The organism is Brevibacillus aydinogluensis, assembly GCF_961514395.1.
Classification (GTDB): domain Bacteria; phylum Bacillota; class Bacilli; order Brevibacillales; family Brevibacillaceae; genus Brevibacillus; species Brevibacillus aydinogluensis.
The window spans coordinates 3,271,877-3,290,251 of the sequence record NZ_OY569118.1; the positions used below are offsets into that span (position 1 = coordinate 3,271,877).

21 protein-coding genes and 1 pseudogene are annotated in these 18,375 nt (G+C 54.0%); 4 read left to right on the forward strand and 18 right to left on the reverse strand.

All coding sequences use genetic code 11. The annotated features are described in order from the left end of the window. Nucleotides 1–262: 262 nt before the first annotated feature. The 8 genes from Q7F15_RS16005 to Q7F15_RS16040 all read right to left on the reverse strand — a co-directional run bounded on the left by Q7F15_RS16005 (nt 263) and on the right by Q7F15_RS16040 (nt 8,469). Complete coding sequence (locus Q7F15_RS16005) at nt 263–628, reverse strand: response regulator (RefSeq protein WP_212133198.1); 366 nt, start codon at nt 626–628, stop codon at nt 263–265. 127 nt (nt 629–755) lie between these two features. Then, nucleotides 756–1,934, reverse strand: a complete 1,179-nt coding sequence (locus Q7F15_RS16010; RefSeq protein WP_171566626.1) for a response regulator — start codon at nt 1,932–1,934, stop codon at nt 756–758. A gap of 99 nt (nt 1,935–2,033) precedes the next feature. Beyond that, nucleotides 2,034–2,516, reverse strand: a complete 483-nt coding sequence (locus Q7F15_RS16015; protein ID WP_171566583.1) for a ferritin-like domain-containing protein — start codon at nt 2,514–2,516, stop codon at nt 2,034–2,036. A 161-nt stretch (nt 2,517–2,677) separates the two neighbouring features. After that, nucleotides 2,678–3,661 (reverse strand): mannose-6-phosphate isomerase, class I, encoded by a 984-nt coding sequence (gene manA / locus Q7F15_RS16020; RefSeq protein WP_171566582.1) that lies wholly within the window; start codon nt 3,659–3,661, stop codon nt 2,678–2,680. A gap of 96 nt (nt 3,662–3,757) precedes the next feature. Continuing rightward, nucleotides 3,758–5,179 carry a phosphomannomutase/phosphoglucomutase gene (locus Q7F15_RS16025; protein WP_171566581.1) on the reverse strand — a complete coding sequence of 474 codons (1,422 nt, stop codon included), beginning with the start codon at nt 5,177–5,179 and terminating at the stop codon, nt 3,758–3,760. A 5-nt stretch (nt 5,180–5,184) separates the two neighbouring features. After that, nucleotides 5,185–6,252, reverse strand: a complete 1,068-nt coding sequence (locus Q7F15_RS16030) for a glycosyl transferase (RefSeq protein ID WP_171566580.1) — start codon at nt 6,250–6,252, stop codon at nt 5,185–5,187. Next, complete coding sequence (locus Q7F15_RS16035) at nt 6,233–7,429, reverse strand: glycosyltransferase family 4 protein (protein WP_171566579.1); 1,197 nt, start codon at nt 7,427–7,429, stop codon at nt 6,233–6,235. Before Q7F15_RS16035 ends, Q7F15_RS16030 begins: the two co-directional genes overlap by 20 nt. After that, nucleotides 7,426–8,469: a nucleotidyltransferase family protein gene (locus Q7F15_RS16040; protein WP_171566578.1), complete on the reverse strand. Its 1,044-nt coding sequence runs from the start codon at nt 8,467–8,469 to the stop codon at nt 7,426–7,428. The genes Q7F15_RS16035 and Q7F15_RS16040 overlap by 4 nt, the downstream gene beginning before the upstream one ends. A 661-nt stretch (nt 8,470–9,130) precedes the next feature. Between Q7F15_RS16040 and Q7F15_RS16045 the strand changes: the two genes are divergently transcribed. After that, nucleotides 9,131–9,868, forward strand: coding sequence for a DUF3050 domain-containing protein (locus Q7F15_RS16045; protein WP_212133192.1), 738 nt, complete (start codon nt 9,131–9,133; stop codon nt 9,866–9,868). Nucleotides 9,869–9,926: 58 nt separating this feature from the next. Here the strand turns inward: Q7F15_RS16045 and Q7F15_RS16050 are convergent. After that, a pseudogene (locus Q7F15_RS16050) lies at nt 9,927–10,079 on the reverse strand (sporulation protein YhbH); the annotation flags it as partial. A 152-nt stretch (nt 10,080–10,231) separates the two neighbouring features. Next, nucleotides 10,232–11,311: a thermonuclease family protein gene (locus Q7F15_RS16055; protein ID WP_304414613.1), complete on the reverse strand. Its 1,080-nt coding sequence runs from the start codon at nt 11,309–11,311 to the stop codon at nt 10,232–10,234. Nucleotides 11,312–11,705: 394 nt separating this feature from the next. Here Q7F15_RS16055 and Q7F15_RS16060 point away from each other — a divergent pair, with 394 nt between their 5' ends. Beyond that, nucleotides 11,706–12,176: a hypothetical protein gene (locus tag Q7F15_RS16060; RefSeq protein WP_304414614.1), complete on the forward strand. Its 471-nt coding sequence runs from the start codon at nt 11,706–11,708 to the stop codon at nt 12,174–12,176. A 61-nt stretch (nt 12,177–12,237) separates the two neighbouring features. On the opposite strand, the gene Q7F15_RS16065 is transcribed toward Q7F15_RS16060, so the two are convergent. Then, nucleotides 12,238–12,600 (reverse strand): YhjD family protein, encoded by a 363-nt coding sequence (locus tag Q7F15_RS16065; protein ID WP_304414615.1) that lies wholly within the window; start codon nt 12,598–12,600, stop codon nt 12,238–12,240. Between the two features lie 192 nt (nt 12,601–12,792). Here Q7F15_RS16065 and Q7F15_RS16070 point away from each other — a divergent pair, with 192 nt between their 5' ends. Continuing rightward, a complete protein-coding gene (locus tag Q7F15_RS16070; protein WP_304414616.1) occupies nt 12,793–12,927 on the forward strand; it encodes a hypothetical protein in 135 nt (44 codons plus the stop codon). 213 nt (nt 12,928–13,140) lie between these two features. After that, the gene (locus Q7F15_RS16075) at nt 13,141–13,356 is read left to right on the forward strand and encodes a helix-turn-helix transcriptional regulator (protein ID WP_304414617.1); all 216 of its coding nucleotides are present in this window, start codon (nt 13,141–13,143) and stop codon (nt 13,354–13,356) included. Nucleotides 13,357–14,003: 647 nt separating this feature from the next. On the opposite strand, the gene Q7F15_RS16080 is transcribed toward Q7F15_RS16075, so the two are convergent. From Q7F15_RS16080 to Q7F15_RS16105, 7 genes are all read right to left on the reverse strand, one after another. Further along, a complete protein-coding gene (locus Q7F15_RS16080) occupies nt 14,004–14,189 on the reverse strand; it encodes a hypothetical protein (RefSeq protein ID WP_304414618.1) in 186 nt (61 codons plus the stop codon). A 1-nt stretch (nt 14,190) separates the two neighbouring features. Beyond that, nucleotides 14,191–15,081 carry an N-acetylmuramoyl-L-alanine amidase gene (locus Q7F15_RS16085; protein ID WP_304414619.1) on the reverse strand — a complete coding sequence of 297 codons (891 nt, stop codon included), beginning with the start codon at nt 15,079–15,081 and terminating at the stop codon, nt 14,191–14,193. A 1-nt stretch (nt 15,082) separates the two neighbouring features. Then, on the reverse strand, nt 15,083–15,553 hold the full coding sequence (locus tag Q7F15_RS16090; RefSeq protein WP_304414620.1) for a phage holin family protein: 471 nt from the start codon (nt 15,551–15,553) through the stop codon (nt 15,083–15,085). A 144-nt stretch (nt 15,554–15,697) separates the two neighbouring features. Next, nucleotides 15,698–15,922 carry a CD1375 family protein gene (locus tag Q7F15_RS20600; RefSeq protein ID WP_368509241.1) on the reverse strand — a complete coding sequence of 75 codons (225 nt, stop codon included), beginning with the start codon at nt 15,920–15,922 and terminating at the stop codon, nt 15,698–15,700. After that, complete coding sequence (locus Q7F15_RS20605; RefSeq protein WP_368509242.1) at nt 15,882–15,998, reverse strand: CD1375 family protein; 117 nt, start codon at nt 15,996–15,998, stop codon at nt 15,882–15,884. Before Q7F15_RS20605 ends, Q7F15_RS20600 begins: the two co-directional genes overlap by 41 nt. Then, a complete protein-coding gene (locus tag Q7F15_RS16100; protein ID WP_304414622.1) occupies nt 15,998–16,213 on the reverse strand; it encodes a hypothetical protein in 216 nt (71 codons plus the stop codon). Before Q7F15_RS16100 ends, Q7F15_RS20605 begins: the two co-directional genes overlap by 1 nt. After that, nucleotides 16,213–18,330, reverse strand: coding sequence for a DNRLRE domain-containing protein (locus Q7F15_RS16105; RefSeq protein WP_304414623.1), 2,118 nt, complete (start codon nt 18,328–18,330; stop codon nt 16,213–16,215). The genes Q7F15_RS16100 and Q7F15_RS16105 overlap by 1 nt, the downstream gene beginning before the upstream one ends. Nucleotides 18,331–18,375 lie beyond the last annotated feature (45 nt).

Here is an 18,375-nt window from a genome sequence, read left to right on the forward strand (position 1 = left end):
CGGCTGTTGGTCTGCTTTGATATTTCAACGGGCGTTAAGCAGGTATGAGGTGAATACAGGGCGGTCGGGACGAGGAAAATTTCCATACATAGCCAATGAATAGGACTATTATACTATGGCGATCAACCATCTTGCCACGTATGATTATCGAGTTTTTTCGCGCGGAGGCTTTTCATCCGCTCGCTGTCGGGCGATCACTTGTGCGTGGTTCCCGAAACCGTTCGCGGCTTGCCGGCTCTGCTCGGTACTTTTCTCCTATCTGTTATCCGATTTCTTTGAGGTGTTGAATGGCCCATGCCACCCGGTCTTTCTGCAGCGGTTTGGCCAGAAAGTCGGACGCGCCCGCGTCGATCGTCCGCATGATGGCATCCCGCTGCACAACGGCTGAACAGACGATGATCTTGGCCTTTCCGTCGATTTTCCTGATCTTTTTCACCACCGCCAATTCGTCCATGGCGGGTGTAGATACATCCACGGCGACCAGGTCGGGACGGAACAGCATAAATTGTTTGACCGCCTCCTCTCCCGACTCCGTCTCCACCACCACCTTCAGCCCGAGCGATTCGAGCATGTCGCGAAGGATTCCCCTGGTCAACGCCGTGTCATCGACAATCATGGTCGTTTTCACTGGTACTCCCCATTTCTTCTGTCCTGGTGCCGCACTAGTATATTCCCTCCTTCTTACCATATTTCGCCGCTCGCAAAGTATGACATGACGCACATGACTTTCGAGCCAATCCGGGGCCGAGAAGAGACTACCTGCTTTGCGTTTTCTTCCAACGCAGATACCACTCCCGAACGGCCTTGTGGGGGGCGACGCCGTACTCTTCGCTCAACATCCTGTTCAGGTTCATGTACTCTCTCACCACGGCATTGCGGTCGCCTAGTCTGTCATACAGCTTCATCAGCTTTACGTACGTCTCTTCCACATGCGGGTGAAAGCGCTGGATGCGGTGATAGACGGCCAGCGCTCGGGCGTATTCGCCAACAGACTCCAGATAGCCGGCTACATGATTCGCGTGGTAAAACCAGTGCGTCCGCAGCCGCTGCCGCTCGCTTTCCGCCCATATGTAGTCGTAGTCGTCCAGGTAATCTCCGCGGTACAATTCAAGCAAGCGCAAGTGTTCGGACAGTCTTTCCCGCGTAACGGGGGACCACATCCTTATGCCGCGCTCCCATTCATCCACATCCACCCTGACGTGTTTCATGTCCAGCAGATAGCCGTCGTCGCAGTTGCTGATGTGAATGCCGACGTTGAGCTCTTTCAATGTTTTTCTGATCTGGTAGATGGTTGTGTACAGCCGGGCAAAACCTTTTTTGTGGTCCGCATCCGGCCAGAACAATTCCAGCAGCGCATCTTTGCGAACGGGCTGGCCCCGCCGATGAACCAGGTACGCAAACAGTTCCTGCGCTTTGGCCGTCCGCCAGCGGATGGGTTCCGGTCCGCGCGGCGGAATCTCGATCTGCAGGGACTGAAAGCAGCGGATCATGATGGCTTGTCCTGCGAGCGAAACGACGTGCGTCTCATACCGCCTGTCAATCAGCCGCTGCACCGTTTTGATCAGGCGGTCGCGCTGAACCGGTTTTAGCACGTAGTCCAGTGCGTTGAGCTCAAACGCCTTGACCGCGTACTCATCATAGGCCGTTACAAAGACAAGATCCGTTTCAGGCGAGAGTCTGAGCACCTGTTCCGCCGTTTCGATGCCGTTCAACTCGGGCATCTCCACATCTAGAAAGATGACGTCGGGCTTTACCTGCGAAAGCTCATCCAAAGCGCGGCGGGGATTTTGATATCGCCCGACGATTTCCAGACCTCCGCATTCCCGCAGCAGTGTTTCCAGGTGGTACAAAGCCAGAGGTTCATCGTCAACCAATACGGCTTTCAGAGTTTCACACCTCGCTTTTTCAACCCGAATCCGACACAAGCCGCACATTCTATTATCATAGGCATTCGATCTCAACAATTTCTGAACACGATCACGGGCGGCCCGCAAAGACAGGCCGCCCGTTTTCAGCTGGCCTCCGCCAGCCATCTACGACGCTCCCAACTGTGCCAGCATGTTCATCAGCACATTGGATTGCCGCAGCTCGTCTTCTGCTGCTCGGGTGAACCCCCTTCTGATCGCGAGCGTCACCGCCCGATCGGCAATGTCCCGGTACAGATCGGCGGCGGCCAGCTCGTCCCGGATGGCAAATTCCAATCCCCGGGCAAATGATTCCGGTGCCGGCACTTCTTCCCGCCTCACTTGCGGCGCCCGTCCGGTCAACTGCCGGTAGATTGTCGCGAATCGCTGGGAATGCTTGATCCGCTCGTCGCGGATGATGTTCAAAACCGTCCGGATGCTGTCGTTGGGGGCCAGCTCTATCAGCCTGCTGAAATAATTGATGGCCCGCTCTTCACGTTGGGTGGCCCGCAAGATATCGGCGGCCAGCGCCCGATCGCGCGGTTCGCTAAATCCCGGCTGCCGTACGAGCCTGGGCCAGTAGCGGGGAAAAGCTATCGGATAACCATGCATGAGAATCTCCTCCACATGTGTAAAGATGATGTATACCCCAGCTTATGGTTGTGCCCATGAGGTAGTGAACCCAGATGCGCAGGGAATATCGTGGGCTGCCAGAAAAAAATGAAAAAGACCCTTTGCCAGGGTCTTTGCATCGCTCGCGCCATCTGACGCGTTCAGCCCGCTTTTCGCAGCGTGGCCGCCTGTCCCGGCGGGAAGGAGACTATCGCTTCCATGTCGCCCGCCAGTCTGTACCTGCCCAATGTTCTCGGTAACAGCAGGTGATCCCCTTTTTTCACCGTAAGCTCACCGCCGCTCCATTCCAGCAGGGCTGATCCGGCGAGAACGGACACGAGGGAGAACCGGTCCCCGGACTCTTCTTCGCGCGAGCCGTGCAGCGTCCATTTTTCTACCGTGAAAAACGGGCTGTCCAGGTAGTGGTTCACCTGCAGGAAGCGGCTGCCTGCTGTCTTTGCCCGGATCTGTGCCGGCTTGTTCGGCACATTGGTTACCTGCAGCACCTTGTCGATGTGCAGTTCGCGCTTCCGTCCGGACTGGTCGACGCGGTCGTAGTCGTAGGCGCGGTATGTGGCGTCTGAGTTTTGCTGAATTTCCAGGACGACAATGCCTTTGCCCAGCGCGTGGAGCGTGCCGTGCGGAATGTAGAAGAAGTCGCCGGTCCGCACCGGGACTCGCACCAACAGGTCGTCCCAGCGGCTGGCCTTCACCATCTCCGCCAGTTCCTCCCGCGTCCTGGCGGTATGGCCGTACACGATTTCTGCTCCAGGTTCGGCGTGCACGACGTACCAGCATTCCGCCTTTCCCAGTTCGCCGTTCTCATGGACATGGGCAAAGCGGTCGTCGGGATGTACCTGTACGGATAACGAGTCGTTGGCGTCCAACAGTTTCACCAACAGCGGAAAGCGGTCCGGACGCTTCGGCGCAAACCAATCGGGCTGTTCCGCCAGCAGTTCGCTGATCGTCTTTCCGCGATAGACGCCGTTTCTGATCGTGGTTCTGCCTTTCGGGTGATCGGATATGACCCACGCCTCACCCGTCTGCTCACTGGGAATGGGATAGCCGAATAATGTACGCAGGCGATTGCCGCCCCAAATCCGTTGATGATACATCGGTGAAAACAGTAACGGATACGCGTTCATTTTCCTCACTCACCCCGGTTGATCTCAGTATGCAAACAGGCACTGCCAGCGAATCACGACAAGATGGTACGGGTACACGAGTCCGCTGTTTCGAGGTTACCAGTCCACCGTCAGCGCGGAATCGGCAAACGCAAGAGACTTCTCGATCTCCCGTTTGATCTCGGCCAGCCCTTCCGCCGATTCCGCCTCCGCCCGCAGGACCAAAATCGGCTGCGTGTTGGAGGCGCGGATCAGTCCCCAGCCGTTCGGGAAGATCACCCTCGCGCCGTCCACGTCAATAATCTCGCGCTCGGGCCGGAAATACTGTTTGACCTTGTCCAGGATGGTCCGCTTTTTGCTTTCCTCGCAGGGGACTCTCGTCTCCGGCGTGGCGTGGTAGCGGGGAATGTCGGCAAACAACGCTGACAGCGGCTTGTCGCTGTTGGTCAAGATGCGAAGCAGCCGCCCCGCCGCGTAGAGCGCGTCGTCAAAGCCGAAATACTCGTCCTTGAAGAAGATGTGGCCGGACATTTCACCGGTAAACGGCACGTTCAGCCGTTTCATCGAGGCTTTGATATGAGAATGGCCGGTGCGGTGGAACACGGGCACTCCGCCCAGCTTCTCGATTTCTTCCACCAGTGCCCGCGAGCATTTTACTTCCACCAGCGCCTGGCATCCGGGATGTTTCGGCAGGATCTCCCGCCAGAACAAAATCATCAGCTGATCGCCCCACAGGACATTGCCCTGCTCGTCGACGACGCCCAGGCGGTCGCCATCGCCGTCGAAGGCCACCCCGAGGTCGGCTTTTTCTTCGCGCACCTTGCGAATCAAGTCCTGCAGGTTTTTCGGGTCGACCGGATCGGGATGATGATGAGGGAAATTGGGATCGGATTCACAGTAGAGCGGAACCACTTCGCAGCCCCACTGGACCAGCGCTTTCGGCACGAACGGCGAGGGGGTGCCGTTGCCGCAGTCAGCCACCACCTTCACTTTGCGCGGTCCAAGGACAATTTTTTCCCTGAGCATCGCCAGATAGGGCTGTTCGATGTCCACCCGCTCCACTCCTTCCTGTAGGGAGAAAGGTTGGTGCGGCACGCCTTCCTCGGCGAGCAGCGCGCGCATGGTGTTGTACAGGTCCTGAATCGCCTCGCCGTAGATGGTGGTCTTGTCCATGGCAATTTTAAAGCCGTTCTCGTCACCGGGGTTGTGGCTTGCCGTCACGATCAGCCCGGAAGGAATGTCCAGATGCTCCAGGCTGTAGTAAAACATCGGTGTCGTCACCTCACCGATATCGACGACGCGGATGTCCGAGCGAAGAAGCCCGGCCATCAGAGCGGTTTGCAGCTCCGGCGAGGATTTCCGGTTATCCCTCCCCACGACCGCCTTGTCCAGCCCGGCCGCCTTCAGCTTTCGGCCAAACGCTCTCCCCAGGAGCCAGGCAAACGCCGGATGAATCTCTTTCCCGGCTCTGCCCCTGATGTCGTACTCCCGGAAAACGTGGGACGGGATGTGAATGCCGTGTGCAGCCGTAACGTCCATATGCATCAACCTCCAGTCACCGCATTGTGATAAATCGCTTCCGTCAGCAAGTAGGACAGGGTCGATTCCGCTCCCCGATTCAGATTGGCTCCGTTTGGTGTCAGTCCGTCGCAGCAGCTGCCTTCCGCCGCATCTGCCATCGGCACGGCTCCATCGTTGCCGCCGTAAAACCACGCCCGGCATTTTTCCACTGTTTGCCAGTACATAGGATCAGCCAGTACCGCATGGGCTTCCGCCGAAGCGAGCGCCAGTTTCATTACTTCCAACGGCTGCTGATCCCAGTCGCTGCGGGACTGCGGCGTGCACCAGCCCCGGTTGCCGATGGGGCGAATCACGCCGTTTTGTCCGGTCATCTTGGCGATCAGAAAATGGAGACTCTCTTTGGCTATTTCCAGCGTCTCCTCCCGCTTCGTCACGCGGTAGGCGGAAAACAGCGCCCACGGCAGTACGCCGTTTCCGTAGGTCATCACCGGCTCGAACCAATGCCAACCATCTCCGGACGCCTCCCGGTACAGCCGGATCAGCCGTTCTTCAAACAGCTCGATCAGCTCCATGCAGGCGGCAGAATCGGCAGAGCCGCTGCCGTTCCTGGCCAAAAAGCTGCACGCTGCCAGCGCGAAGGCCCATCCGCGCGGAAACTTCATCGCCGTCGCCCGCGGCAGCCCTTTGGCAAGCAGTTGGGAGGCGACAAACCGCCGGCCGCTGTCGGGAAGCGACGCCGATGCGACCGCGCACGCCCACAGCGCACGTCCGAGACAGTCGTCGGACGGCTTCTCCGGTTCCGGCCTGCGGTCGTAGCCGATGTTGTTGTGAAAGCTGCCATCCTCCTGCTGAACCCACAGAAGAAACCCGAGATAGCGGTCGATCAGGCGGTCAAGGGTCGCCAGCAAATCGCGGTCGCCTGTCCGGTTCGCATGCTGCCGCCAAACGGCACACGCCCACAGCGCTCTGGCGTTGTCATCGGTTGTATAGCCCTCCCGGCGGCGCGGGATGTTTCCGAGACAGTGCTCCAACAGTCCGGTGTCATCGGTCATTCTCTCCAGGTGTCGAAAGCTAACGGGAAAGGGCCGCAACGGGTGTCCCCTCCGTCTGTTCAAACGTGCTGCCGGACTGTTTGGAGAGGGTGGCAAACAGGGAAGCGCAGCGCTTGCCGATCTGCGGCCAGTGCATGGCGGAGCCGACGCGGCCGATCTTTGCCTCCCAGTCCCGCCTCAGGCTGTCGTCACGCAAGAGCGACGCGATTTTTTCCGCCCACCGGTCGGGCTCGCCATACGGAATCAGCAGCTCGTCGCAGCCCTCCAGCAAATCCTGGGCATAGCTGTACGGCGTGCTCAACACCGGACGTCCCAGCCCGACGGCATAGGCCAGCGTGCCGCTGGTGATCTGCTCCATTCCCGGGTAAGGGGTGACGTACAAATCGCACGCCGTCAGAAATTGGACCAGTTCCGCTTCGTCCACGTACCGGTCGATCATCACCACATGGCGTTCCAGGCGGTTTCGCCGGATCAGCTCCATCAGCTCCTCCCGGTACGCTTCTCCTTCCCGTTTCTTCACTTCCGGATGGGTTTGGCCGACCACCGCGTAGAGCAGGTTGGGGACATCCTTGACCGCTTGCGGCAGCGCCTCCAAAATCAGTTCCAACCCTTTTCCGCGGCTGAGCAGGCCAAACGTCATCACGACTTTTTTATCCGCCCAGTTCAACCGCTGCCGAACAGCCTCCCGCTGCTGCGGGTCGGGGACGGGGGTGCCGTGCGGGATAAACGCGATTTTCGCTTCCGGAATCCCGAACGACTGCCGCAGATAGCCGACGGCCCGGCGATTCATTACGACGATCCGATCGCTCCGTTCGGCAATCTCCCGCTGAATCGACCGGTACGGTTCCTTAGGCGAGGCAAACACGGTGTGGAAGGTCGTGACCAGCGGTTTTTTCAGCTCGCGTACAAAGTCCAGCACATACGCCCCTGCTTCCCCGCCAAAAATGCCAAACTCATGCTGCAGGGAGACGACCGACACGCCGCTCGCGTTCACTCTCTGCGCCATCGCCCGATACGCCTCCCTGTCGTGTTTGGCAAGCGGCCACAGCGCCTGATCGTTCCCGTACTCCTGTTCATCCCCGTCGGTCATCACGATCACCGGGTCCGCTGCGTTCCACAGGTTCGCCTGTTTCACGTAATGCCGCAGGTGATGGGTATACGTCGCCAGTCCGCACCTTTTCGGAACGTACGTGCTCATGTAAGCCACCTGGATCATCCTTGTCCTCCTCCCGCTGTCCGGTTCATCACCGCTTCATGCAATATGTGGCTGGCTTCCAGCTCCAATCCGTATCCAATGATGCAGTTTTTCAACTGGGCCGCGTCACGCACCTTGCAGCCGTTCCACATGATCGTTTCCGAGCAGCGGACGCCCTTGCCCAGTTCGCAGCCGTCGCCGATCACCGCATACGGTCCAATCACGCTCCGCTCGCCGATTTTTACCCGCCGGCCGATCAGCACCGGCGGCACGATCAGCACGCCTTGGGCGACCTCGCTCTCCTCCCCGATCAGGATGCCCGTGCCGTGTTCTTTTTCTCGCAGCGGCAGGGACAGCTTGCGGTCCAAGAGGTCCCAGTGCACCTGCCGGTAACGGTTTTTCGTCCCCAGATCCATCCAGTAGCCGTCGATCAACGTGCCGTAGACCCCCACGTTCCGTTCGATCAGCAGCGGGAACGTCTCCCGTTCGATCGAAACTTCCCGTCCCTGCGGTATCCACTTCAGCACCTCTTTTTCCATCACGTAGATACCGGCGTTAATCCGGTTGGACGGCGCCGACTCCTTGTCCGGCTTTTCCACGAAGCGGATAATTTCCCCGGTGTCACGCTGTTCCACCACGCCGAACTGCGACGGGTCATCCACCTCGGTCAGCCCGATCGTGACGCCTCCCTTGTGCTTCACGTGGAAGTCCAGCAGCGGGAGCAGCGAGACCTGGTGAACGATGTCCGCATTGACCGCCAAAAAACGGTCGCTCAGCAGTGTTTCCGCGTTTTTGATCGCCCCTGCCGTGCCCAACAGTTTTTTTTCCACGGCGTATTCGATGTTGACGCCCCACGCCTGTCCGTCGCCAAAGTACCGTTGAATCATTTCCGGATAATGCTTGACGGCAATCACAAAATCGACGATTCCCTGCTGTTTGAGGTGAACGATGAGATGCTCCAGCCACGGGCGGTTTCCCACCAAAGCCATTGGTTTTGCCAGATTTTCCGTCAGCGGTCTCAGCCGGGTGCCCAAACCACCCGCCAACAGCAATGCCTTCACGAGTCATCATCCTCCCTTTTTTGAGAAAATAAAAAAGAAGCTTGCACATAAACGAAATCTTTTACCTTCATTTGGAAAAATGAGAAATAAAAAATTTCCATTTATGAACAATCTTCTTTTTTGTTACACAGCACTCAGGAACTAACAGCGATGTGCCGTATGGGTTCTGGAAAGACAACGGTAACGTGCGGCGTCGAACCGGCTGAAGCCTGTGTTCTTCACGCTTGTCGCACCACTACTGTTAGCACTCGATTGGTGTGAGTGCTAACAATTCATATGGTAAAATTATGATAACTTCCTGGCAACCGTGGATTTCAGCGATTTTTCCCGACTTTCACTAAAAATGAGGATATTTCCCACATTACAATTCGTTTTCTCCATACTCTTCCATAAATCTCGCTATTAGGCCGTTTTTTTGTAGACTTGTCCCTCGTCGCATTGGTCGCAAACGCATGAGCTGCCGAGGAAGAGCGGCCCGTTGTGTATGCGGTACCCATTTCCAAAGCGCCTGGAGCCGGGCAGACAGGTTTTTCCCAGCCCTCCCGAACATGACACACAGCTGTCACGGACGCCGGTCAACTGTCTGTGCCATAATAAAATCTGTACCATAGCAAAAACGACCCTGCGAGGGGCCATCGCTCAAGGAAAGGAACCAAAGCTGATGAACAACATCCGCACGATTCGCGAAGAACTGTTGAAACACCCCGTGTACCGGGAGATCAACACGCCCGAGCGCGTCCGTATCTTCATGCAGCACCACGTGTTTGCTGTATGGGACTTTATGAGCCTGTTGAAACGGCTGCAGCGGGACCTGACCTGCACGGAGGTTCCCTGGATGCCGTCCCGACACAGCCAGTACGCCCGTTTTATCAACGAGATTGTGCTGGGCGAGGAGACCGATGAAGACGGTCAAGGCGGCTATGCCAGCCATTTCGAATTATACGTGGAAGCGATGAACGAATGCGGCGCGGATACCGGTCCCATCAATCGCTTTCTGGCCGAACTGCAGGCCGGACAAGACCCGCTTGCAGCGCTCAAGGCCGCGGAAGTTCCGGAATCCGTCTTTCGCTTTGTCCGCCATACCCTGGACCTGGCGAAAAACGGCGGAACCCACGAAGTATGCGCTGCCTTCTTCTTCGGACGGGAAGACATCATCCCGGACATGTTTCAGGTGCTGGTCGACGAACTGAACCGAAACGGCCAGTCGACCAAACGGCTGAACTACTACCTGCAGCGGCACATCGAACTGGACGGGGACGAACACGGCCCGCTGGCGGAAAAGCTGCTGACCGCCTTGTGTGAAGACTCCCCGGAAAAACAGGCGGAGGCAGAACGAACGGCCGTGCAGTCGCTTCGTGCCCGCATCGATCTGTGGAACGGAGTGCTGGCCGTACTGTAGCCGCACCGGAGGAACAGACGCAAAAAACCGGACGGTACCCGTCCGGTTTCCTCTGCACTCATCCCGTACTGACTTCCTTTTTCCCGAAAAACGTCTTGAGCGCTTTGTACACTTCCCCCTTTTCCCGGATCACACAGTGCATGAACTTCGGATCTTTGATGTGCCGGAAGGCGGACATCAGGGTAGAGTGCCGGTTGTACTGGTATAACTCTCGATGATGTATACAAATTATCTATTTTGCCCATCATCCCTCTTCATTATACCCACTTCATAAACCACTAACCCTTTAACTTCTCCAGTTTCGCACACAACTCATGGTTTCCTTTGGTTTATCCCCGTCAATAAGTTATGGAAAAACCCGATCTACTCACAAGCAACTCCGTCATTATCTCGATCCAATTTAGGTCTGTATCCGGGCTCCCCACGATAAATTGGAGCCGCTCCAGCCGCTCGTGCTTCACTGCAGTTATTAAAGAAAACATATTCCTGATGAACCTCTTGCTGGATCTGTTCAGGAGTTTTTGTATGAGCAGGTGCTGGCTGGGTTTTTGTAGGCTGAGTTGATTTTGCTCCAGTAGTTTTTTGATCTGGCCCTGGTCCGTTTTTCTTTACCAGTTCTGAATGGAAGCCATCTTCCTGGGCATAGTTTTCGATCGACCAGATGCCGACGCCAGCCTTTTGAGCTTTCTCCTGGATGTCGCGGTACTTATCTACGTTCTTTACGTCCGGCGGGTACACAGCCACCCTGGCCAATCCCTTCTCTAACAGCTTTTCCTGCACCGACTGGCCGTCGACGTAGACGTAAGCCAACAGCCGTCCATACTTGTCCTGCTCGGAAACGTCTTTCTCCAGTTCGACAGTCTTCCCAGTCAGCAGGTCTTTCGTAAACTTGCTCGCCTCGGGACCGAATGGCTGCACCGGTTTTTGTGGATGCTTGGTCTCCGGCGTGTCAATTAGCAACATCCGGACCGTTTCTTCTTTGCCGTTGATGGTAACTTTGAAGGTGTCTCCGTCGACTACGTCGGTAACTTTTGCCTGGATCCGCGCGGGCACAGCCTCCGACTGCTGAGTGGAGACTGCGGTAGTTGGTGCAGATGTAGTCGCCTCTACTGCGCTAGGGGCAGGCTGAACAGCGTTAGTACTGGCGGTCGAAACCGTATCCGTCTTCACAGGTTCCGACTTCGAAGTACTAGTTTGGCTTACAGTTGTCGTGTTGTTCGGTACCATTACTGTCGGTTCATCGGATCCGAGCCAGCCAAAGAAAGCCAGAGCGAAAAACGCCGCACCTCCAGCTGCCCATTTTCCAGCTTTGCTAGTCAATCCTTTTCGATAGGCCTGGTACGCAAGCAAACCAGTTAACACAATGAGCAATATACCCACCCAATACGAAACGATGAAATAAATAACCAGTCCAATAAGAGCGAGTGCAACAAGATACTGCACGTCCGTTTCCTCCCTTCCTTTCCCAGCATAGAGGACTAGGACTTTTGTCATCAAGAGATACATATCGACACAGATCGACAACAAATGGAAAAACCCTTCTTTAAATTGAGAAGGGCTTCATTCACTTATCTAACGAGTCGTTCCAACTTTGCACACAACTCATGCTGCCATTCAGTGATAAATTCTTGAGCTTGGCGATCTCCCAAGCCCGCTGCAAAATTACTCTCCAATAATTTCATAATGCGACATCTCCGTCATCTCTTATCACCCGCCCCATACACGACTTCATAAAGGTGCTGGAACAGATCGTAAAGAACATATAGCTATCAGGTTGAATCACTTGAATTGTTGATATATGGTAATATAGTACTATATTTTACAGGAGGATTTATCCATGGGAGAGAGTGTTAAGAAGCCGCTTTGGAAAAAATGGTGGTTCTGGGTATTGATTATCTTCGTTATTGGAGCGCTAAGTAACTTAACAGGAAAAAATGAAGAAAATATTGCCACCGCTCCGGTTCAGAATACTTCTGAAAATAGTAATACGACTACTAAAGAGCCTACAGAGGAAGAATGGCAAGCAAGTTACCGACAAATTGCTTTATCAGAAGCAAGAACCGTTCTCGAATTGACACAAAAGAAAACTATTTCTGATGAACGTATTGAATCAGCTGTGAAAGTTATACGTAGCCAGGCCGAGAAAATAAAGGGTGAAGATCAGCAAAAGTTTATAGATTTAGCTAGTTTTGTGGAATCAAAGGACTTAGAGAAAACAAAAGAACTGTATCTATCTCTCGGTGGCACTCCAATAGAAACTACACAAGAAACACAAGATGCTGCTCAACCGGCACAGGCGGAAAAATGATCAGCAAATCACAAACCGGCCTGAAATGATGAACTGCCCTCCACCTCTTTTCGGTGGAGGGCTACTGTTTTTCTTCCGCAGAATCTACCTTTTCAATCAGCCTTTCAAGCCGGATCTCACACTCAGCCCTCAACGACTCGACGGAGTAAATCGCTTCCTGGACTTGGCCGCGCACTCTTGCCGTCACGCAGTACCCGACAGCCAGCTGCTCCGTATTCACCACCTTACGGCCCATCCTGTGGAGTTCACGGCGGTACCGGTGATGTTCCCGCTCAGCCTTGAACGAGAGTTTTTCCAGCAGTGGCTTGTAGCGAAGTTTGGTAGATGCTTCTGCCAAAAGGTCGGCATCGACCATCAGAGCCTTGAAAAGCAGTCCATAGATGACATATTCGTGAAGAATATCACGCCACGATCCATCATGCATGTTCCCACTTCCGAAGTGAACATTAGTTTGTATTATATGCGAGCAAATGGCGAACATGCAAACAAAAAAGTTCCCTCCACTAACTCTGGCAGTGGGTTGCTGTTTTGTGGGAGGAAAGCCAATATTTTATAAAAATATTGTTGAACTTTGTTAAACAATTTGGTATAATTAAGTCAGAAAGGAGGTGAGAACTTGGGATGGTTAAAGGATTGGCTTCCGCTCATCATCTTCCTGTACACGATCTATAAAGATTGGGTACACCCGAAGCTGAAAAAGCGGAAGAAAAAACACAAGCGGCGCCCCCGCCAAGGTAAACGCCGCAAGTAACACCGGGGAGGGGAAACCTCCCCCCACCATCCTAAGTATAGCATGAAGACAAGAAAAATAGACATCAGAAATCTGCTCTGCACCCGTGGAGTTTTAGGATTCGCTCTTCTAGCCACATACTCGCCCACTGATCAGTGGTGGCAGAAGGCTATCTTGATTTTCGTTGTGGCATACTTGTGGATAACAGCAGCAATGGGAAGAAGGGATTAAAACATGCAGGTCAACTTGGATGACATCATGGGGTTGTCAGAGGTCTGTGAGATGACCGGAAAGTCCAAGAACTACATTAAGGAGTATCTGAAGCGTGGACAGTTCCCGCAGCCCGTCAAGGAGCTTGCTTGCGGCCCGTTGTGGCTGCGGGAGCAAGTTCAAACATGGATGGAAACTCCCCGGCCGCGCGGTAGAAGGAAGAAAGACGATAGGGAATAACAAAGCCCTCCAGCATATTTGTTGTGGGGCAATAGGATAGAAAATGATAGAAAAAACGAATGTCGAGGTGAAAGACGGTGGGGGCAGAACTAAGGTTGACAATCGAAAGGCTGCCAAAGTTTGCTCATGGATTTAACGTGAGAAAGTATCTCCCACAGTCGTTGTGGGGAAAGATACGTGAATCAATCCTCCAAATAAACTGCCACAGATGTAGTATTTGCGGCTCTCATGAAGGATTGGAGTGTCATGAAAAATGGGATTTTGATTATGAACAGCATATTCAGATTCTCGTGAACATCGAACCACTTTGCTACCTATGCCACGGAGTGAAGCACCTGGGATTCACTGCTAATGTTAAGCGTAAGAATCTCGATCAGTATATAGATCATTTCATGAGGGTAAACAACTGTGATCGTTCAACCTACAAGAGTCATGCACGGGAGATATTGGGTTTATCAGCCTTTGAGAGCGTCGAGGAGATTCTACGGTTCGCACGTCACCAGCAAGAGATGCAAAAACAGCAGTGGAAACTAAAGTATGCGGAGCACCTTCCTTACCACACAGAGGTGGTCGAAACGCTTAAAAAGAAGGGGATTTATGCATAATGAATAGCCCTCCGACGGCTCACTCCGTCTGAGGGCTTATTCTTACTCTGCTTGCGTTTTTCGGTTGTTCAGAAACGCTGCGACCACCGTTGCAGCAGCTGCTACACCGTTCGCAATCGCGTTGATCTGCTCGTCCGTGATGATGCTGTACCCGAACGCCTCCAGCGCCAATTTAGCAGCGCCCAGCAAACCAGTGATCAGCACCACAATGTTTCCGTCTTTCTTCATGTCACACACACCCTTTCTTCATCTTCACGGTTTTTGTTGCTTGTTCCCACTCCACAGTCAACCCGAGGATGGCAGCCAGCTCCCGGGCCGGCGCGTAAGACGTGCCGTTCTCGATGCTCTCCGTCAGGTCTTGGCCGTTCACCTTGACCTGCTTTGTGCAGGCGCACCATTCCACCTTGCCGCCGACGTCCTCGGCCACGGCCCGGATCGGCAACCAGGATACACCGTCGCGGAGGTAGCCTTGAACCGGCAGGCGGCTGCCGTTAATCTCGATGGAAACCTTATCCACAGGTTTTTGTGCGGGTTGTGGATTGTCTGTGGATGCTTTGAAAGGTACTCCGTAGTGTTCGCAGATAGCCTTTGCAATTGCGGTGGCGAACTTCTCCCGGTAGGCATCTGTTTTCAACAGCGCGCACTCGTCCCGGTTCGTCATGAATCCCAGCTCGCAAAGCACGCCGGGAATGCCGTATCTCGCGGTCTCCCTGGTGATGTGCAGGTCAGCTCGTTTCACCCCGCGATCCCGCAGGCTGGTATCCGCTACGAGGCGGCGCTGGATGATCTGCGCCAGCTTCTCAGCCTGGTCGTTTGTGTACGTCTCGATCCCGTTCGCTGTGCTCCAGCCGTTACCGGCAGCATTGGCGTGGATCGACACGAGCAGGACATCGTGTCCCTGTCGTTTCAAGTCCCGCGCTTGGTTCGTGCGCTGAATCAACGGCATGTCTTTGTCGTCGTTCACCGTCAGGCGGGCGTCGAACCCGGACGTCTGGAGTTTTTTCACCAGTCGGCGAGCGACATTCCGGTTAAACTCATACTCCCGCAGCGTGCCGTCCGGGGAGCGTTTACCTGCTGTCTCGGCGCCGTGGCCGGGGTCGATCAAAATAACTCTCTTCATCTCATTTGCCCTCCTTTTGTCTCATGGCCCGTTCAGTCTTGGCTCTGATCTCGGACTCCACCAGTTTGGCGACTGCCTTTGGCACCGGCCAGCCGGCTCGTGTTGCGTTGGCCGTCAGGCTGTTCCAGGTGTGATAGATAAGGCCGAACGTGACGCCGTAAAAGAGAAAGCCAGGCGTGCCCATAACGCGGTCGAGCAAGTTGCCCAACGCCGGCAGGGCAAGCAGAAACAAGGTACGCGGAATACGACTCAGGCCATATTCAGACGAGTACGTATTGTCTTTTTTCTTGGCTGCCTGGATGCCTGTTATCCAATCCAGCACGATACAAAACAAAAGCACCACGATAATGTCAGTTCGACCGGTGCCATAGAAGTAATGGAACACAGGTGCTATCACCGCCCCCAACGTCGCTGCGAGGGCGTTTGCTTGGGTTGCAATGTTCTCCAGTTCAAGTCTTTGTACAAAGCGCAATGTGCTTCATCTCCCTCGCCCCCTAGGGCAAAATGAAAGCCCCGCTTGGCACGGGGCGGGCTCATGGTCTTGATGCAAAAAGGGGAGCCACGTCTGCAGCTCCCCATGAAAAAACGCCTTCTCTCGTCGAACTGAGAAAAGGCGTTAGGAAAGAGGTTGGCCATCCGTTCCAAGCCCCAGAGCCTCCAACTCCGCTTGCACTGCTGGCTGCAGAGTCGTAGGGACCTGATCAAACGTCCGGCGACCGTTGATGATCAAGCAAACATACAAGTCTACAAGTGCCATCAGAGCATCACCTCCTTTCCAGGAGATAAGCCAAAGTAGCAGTCTAAGAAGCATTGGCATCAGCATCCAGAAGGGCTTGCACATCTGCCCGGATATTGTCGGGTACCTGGTCAATTGTTCTGACGTTTGCTTTGATCAGTCTGTAGTAGAGTTGAACCATCAGAGAGCGCCTCCATTTACTTGTTCTTGTAAGGCAAGCAATTGCTCGTACACCTCAGCTACAGCCTCCATTGTCATGAGACTATCCGCCTTCAGTTTTTCGTTCTCTGCTTTCAAGATGGCGTTCTCCTCTTCCAGTTGAGCGATTCTGGCCTCGGGTCCTTGCCGTTCCTCCTCGCGTATCTGAGAGATAGCTTTCTGTTTTTTTAATTCCATCAATCGAAAGCACCTCCGAAACCATTAAGAATCACCGGCTCCGTCGCCGTCCCTTTCTCGATGGTCACGCGGATGTTGATTGCCCATTGCGCTGCCGTTTTCGTGGTGTTATGGAAAATGTACCCTCTGCCTGCAAGTGTCGGCCCGGTGATGTCCTCCCACGTTGGCGTGTCATCCAGGAAGTTGTTGCATGCTTCAACCAGCACATTCGATCCTGATGGGAAGGTTCCGTCCAGCGTGACCAGGATACGGAGTGGCTTGTCGTCCAGAATGAAAAAGTTCTGGATGTTTGGATCGTTAAAGTCAAGGGTGAGCTCGATCCGGTTGTCCGACCGCGTGAATGTGTATGTGCGCTCTGAGTACAGACCCTGGCTGTCTGTGGCGCGGACTTTTAGCGTGTGCTGCGCAAGCGACGTGCGGAGCCATTTATCAGTCGGGATTGTCACGGTGTACTGCTGCCCATCCACGCCAGCAAACGAGCGCAACACCTCGCCGTCCAAGTACTCAGTTATGATGAACGGCTCACCTTCTGGTTCAGTCACAGAGTACACTTGGCTTGGCGGCGTGCTGATAATTCCCAGGTCTGCATCAGACCCGCTGATCGAAGGCGGTCGGTTCCAGATGACGCGGAATTTGCGCGTGACTTCCGCACTCTTACCGCCCTGGTCGTCCTCTGCCCATACCTTGAGGATGTGGTCTATACCCTCCGCCAGATCGGCGCCGGCGACATCCGTCGCGCCGTCCCACAGCCTTTTGTTGCGGTACGTCAACGTCCGGGCAAAAGAAATAGGCGTTACCCCGTCGGACACGCCTGATCCAATGTTTCGAATTGGGCCATTGTTGATTTGACACCTGATGACGACGTTGTTGTTTGCGTCTGCGTCGCTTGCCTCACCCGCCACTGGCAGCGCATTACCTTCGGATAATGTGAGATTGTCCGAAGGTGAAGTGATCGTGAGAGTTGGGACGTTATTAGTGATCGGTTCCAACAATATATAACCGGCGTAGCCACTTCCACCACTTCCAGACGCCATTGACATATCTGCACTTGTCAGAGAAGTTTTGTCGTATAGATAGCTGTAGGTTAGAGTAGCAGTACCTGGTGCAGCATTGTTGTCTAAACCCTCAGCAAAATTTAGTGGTGGCGTAAATGAAGTAGAAACGGTACCATTCACAGCAAGGGTCACTGCAAGTAGATTTGTTTTTGTTATTGCCCCAGTATTAGGAGGCGAAAAAAACGCAGTTAAATTTGCAAATTGAAAGCCTGATCGGTCAACTCTTTTTACATTTTTAAATCTATGAATTACTACCTTCCAGTTAACCGAGCTGGGGTTTGTGAATACCGGGTTAGGCTCACCAACCGTAGCGAATTTGTAAGCAATTAGATGGTTTCCAGCATTGACACCTTGGTACAATGTCGTCCACCCAGTAATACTGGCGGGATTAGAACCGCTCTGAGTTACTTGAGCGATTAACAAATCCCCTGGTTGCGTCCCTCCAGGTAACGAGGCCGTTATAGAAGATTGCCCAGTGAGTCCAGTAACCGCATTTCCCGCATACTCCACACACTTTTTCCCGGTTGATGGGATTGTGTAGTCGATGGTGAGGGTTGGCCAGTAAGCCGATGTTCCATTGTCAAAAGACGCAAAGGCAAAGGACGTGTTGATTGTCGTTTCGTCTTCATCTTTTAACAACATGCCATAGTTAGGTGTTCCGTTTACCCATTGCTGGACTAATTGAGTTATCGAAACCGATTTTGCTGTTGAACTTGTGCCCGCTAAAAAAGTGTTTATAGGAGTGTTATCAAAAGTCGGCGAAGTGTTCCATGTTACACTATTGTCCCAAACAGATGTTACTTTATGAACACCGATAGTTCGTTGTGAACTTGCTGCGTTATTTGATATCTCCGTCAAATTCAAGGTTGCAGAATTTATGATCGCGTCGTTGGGGATTAGGCCAAGATCAAATTTTATTAATATACGATCTTTTTGGGCTGTTGAAGTAGAAACGCCGACAACCAACGGCGTGCCGGAACTAAAACTACCATTAGGCTGACTGGAATCTATATAGGTGTCAAGCGTAATCGAATTGTTTTTCGTTAACGTAACTACTGGCATGTTCCTCCCCCTTCCTTCTCAAAATGGCCGTTATCCGAAGGTATC

Bases quoted from the DNA above. Each gene is read 5' to 3' on its own strand.
- Q7F15_RS16010 (WP_171566626.1), bottom strand. From the start codon at position 1,934: ATGTGCGGCTTGTGTCGGATTCGGGTTGAAAAAGCGAGGTGTGAAACT.
- Q7F15_RS16015 (WP_171566583.1), bottom strand. From the start codon at position 2,516: ATGCATGGTTATCCGATAGCTTTTCCCCGCTACTGGCCCAGGCTCGTA.
- manA (WP_171566582.1), bottom strand. From the start codon at position 3,661: ATGAACGCGTATCCGTTACTGTTTTCACCGATGTATCATCAACGGATT.
- Q7F15_RS16025 (WP_171566581.1), bottom strand. From the start codon at position 5,179: ATGGACGTTACGGCTGCACACGGCATTCACATCCCGTCCCACGTTTTC.
- Q7F15_RS16035 (WP_171566579.1), bottom strand. From the start codon at position 7,429: ATGATCCAGGTGGCTTACATGAGCACGTACGTTCCGAAAAGGTGCGGA.
- Q7F15_RS16045 (WP_212133192.1), top strand. From the start codon at position 9,131: ATGAACAACATCCGCACGATTCGCGAAGAACTGTTGAAACACCCCGTG.
- Q7F15_RS16060 (WP_304414614.1), top strand. From the start codon at position 11,706: ATGGGAGAGAGTGTTAAGAAGCCGCTTTGGAAAAAATGGTGGTTCTGG.
- Q7F15_RS16065 (WP_304414615.1), bottom strand. From the start codon at position 12,600: ATGCATGATGGATCGTGGCGTGATATTCTTCACGAATATGTCATCTAT.
- Q7F15_RS16075 (WP_304414617.1), top strand. From the start codon at position 13,141: ATGCAGGTCAACTTGGATGACATCATGGGGTTGTCAGAGGTCTGTGAG.
- Q7F15_RS16080 (WP_304414618.1), bottom strand. From the start codon at position 14,189: ATGAAGAAAGACGGAAACATTGTGGTGCTGATCACTGGTTTGCTGGGC.
- Q7F15_RS16085 (WP_304414619.1), bottom strand. From the start codon at position 15,081: ATGAAGAGAGTTATTTTGATCGACCCCGGCCACGGCGCCGAGACAGCA.
- Q7F15_RS20600 (WP_368509241.1), bottom strand. From the start codon at position 15,922: ATGTGCAAGCCCTTCTGGATGCTGATGCCAATGCTTCTTAGACTGCTA.
- Q7F15_RS20605 (WP_368509242.1), bottom strand. From the start codon at position 15,998: ATGGTTCAACTCTACTACAGACTGATCAAAGCAAACGTCAGAACAATT.
- Q7F15_RS16100 (WP_304414622.1), bottom strand. From the start codon at position 16,213: ATGGAATTAAAAAAACAGAAAGCTATCTCTCAGATACGCGAGGAGGAA.
- Q7F15_RS16105 (WP_304414623.1), bottom strand. From the start codon at position 18,330: ATGCCAGTAGTTACGTTAACGAAAAACAATTCGATTACGCTTGACACC.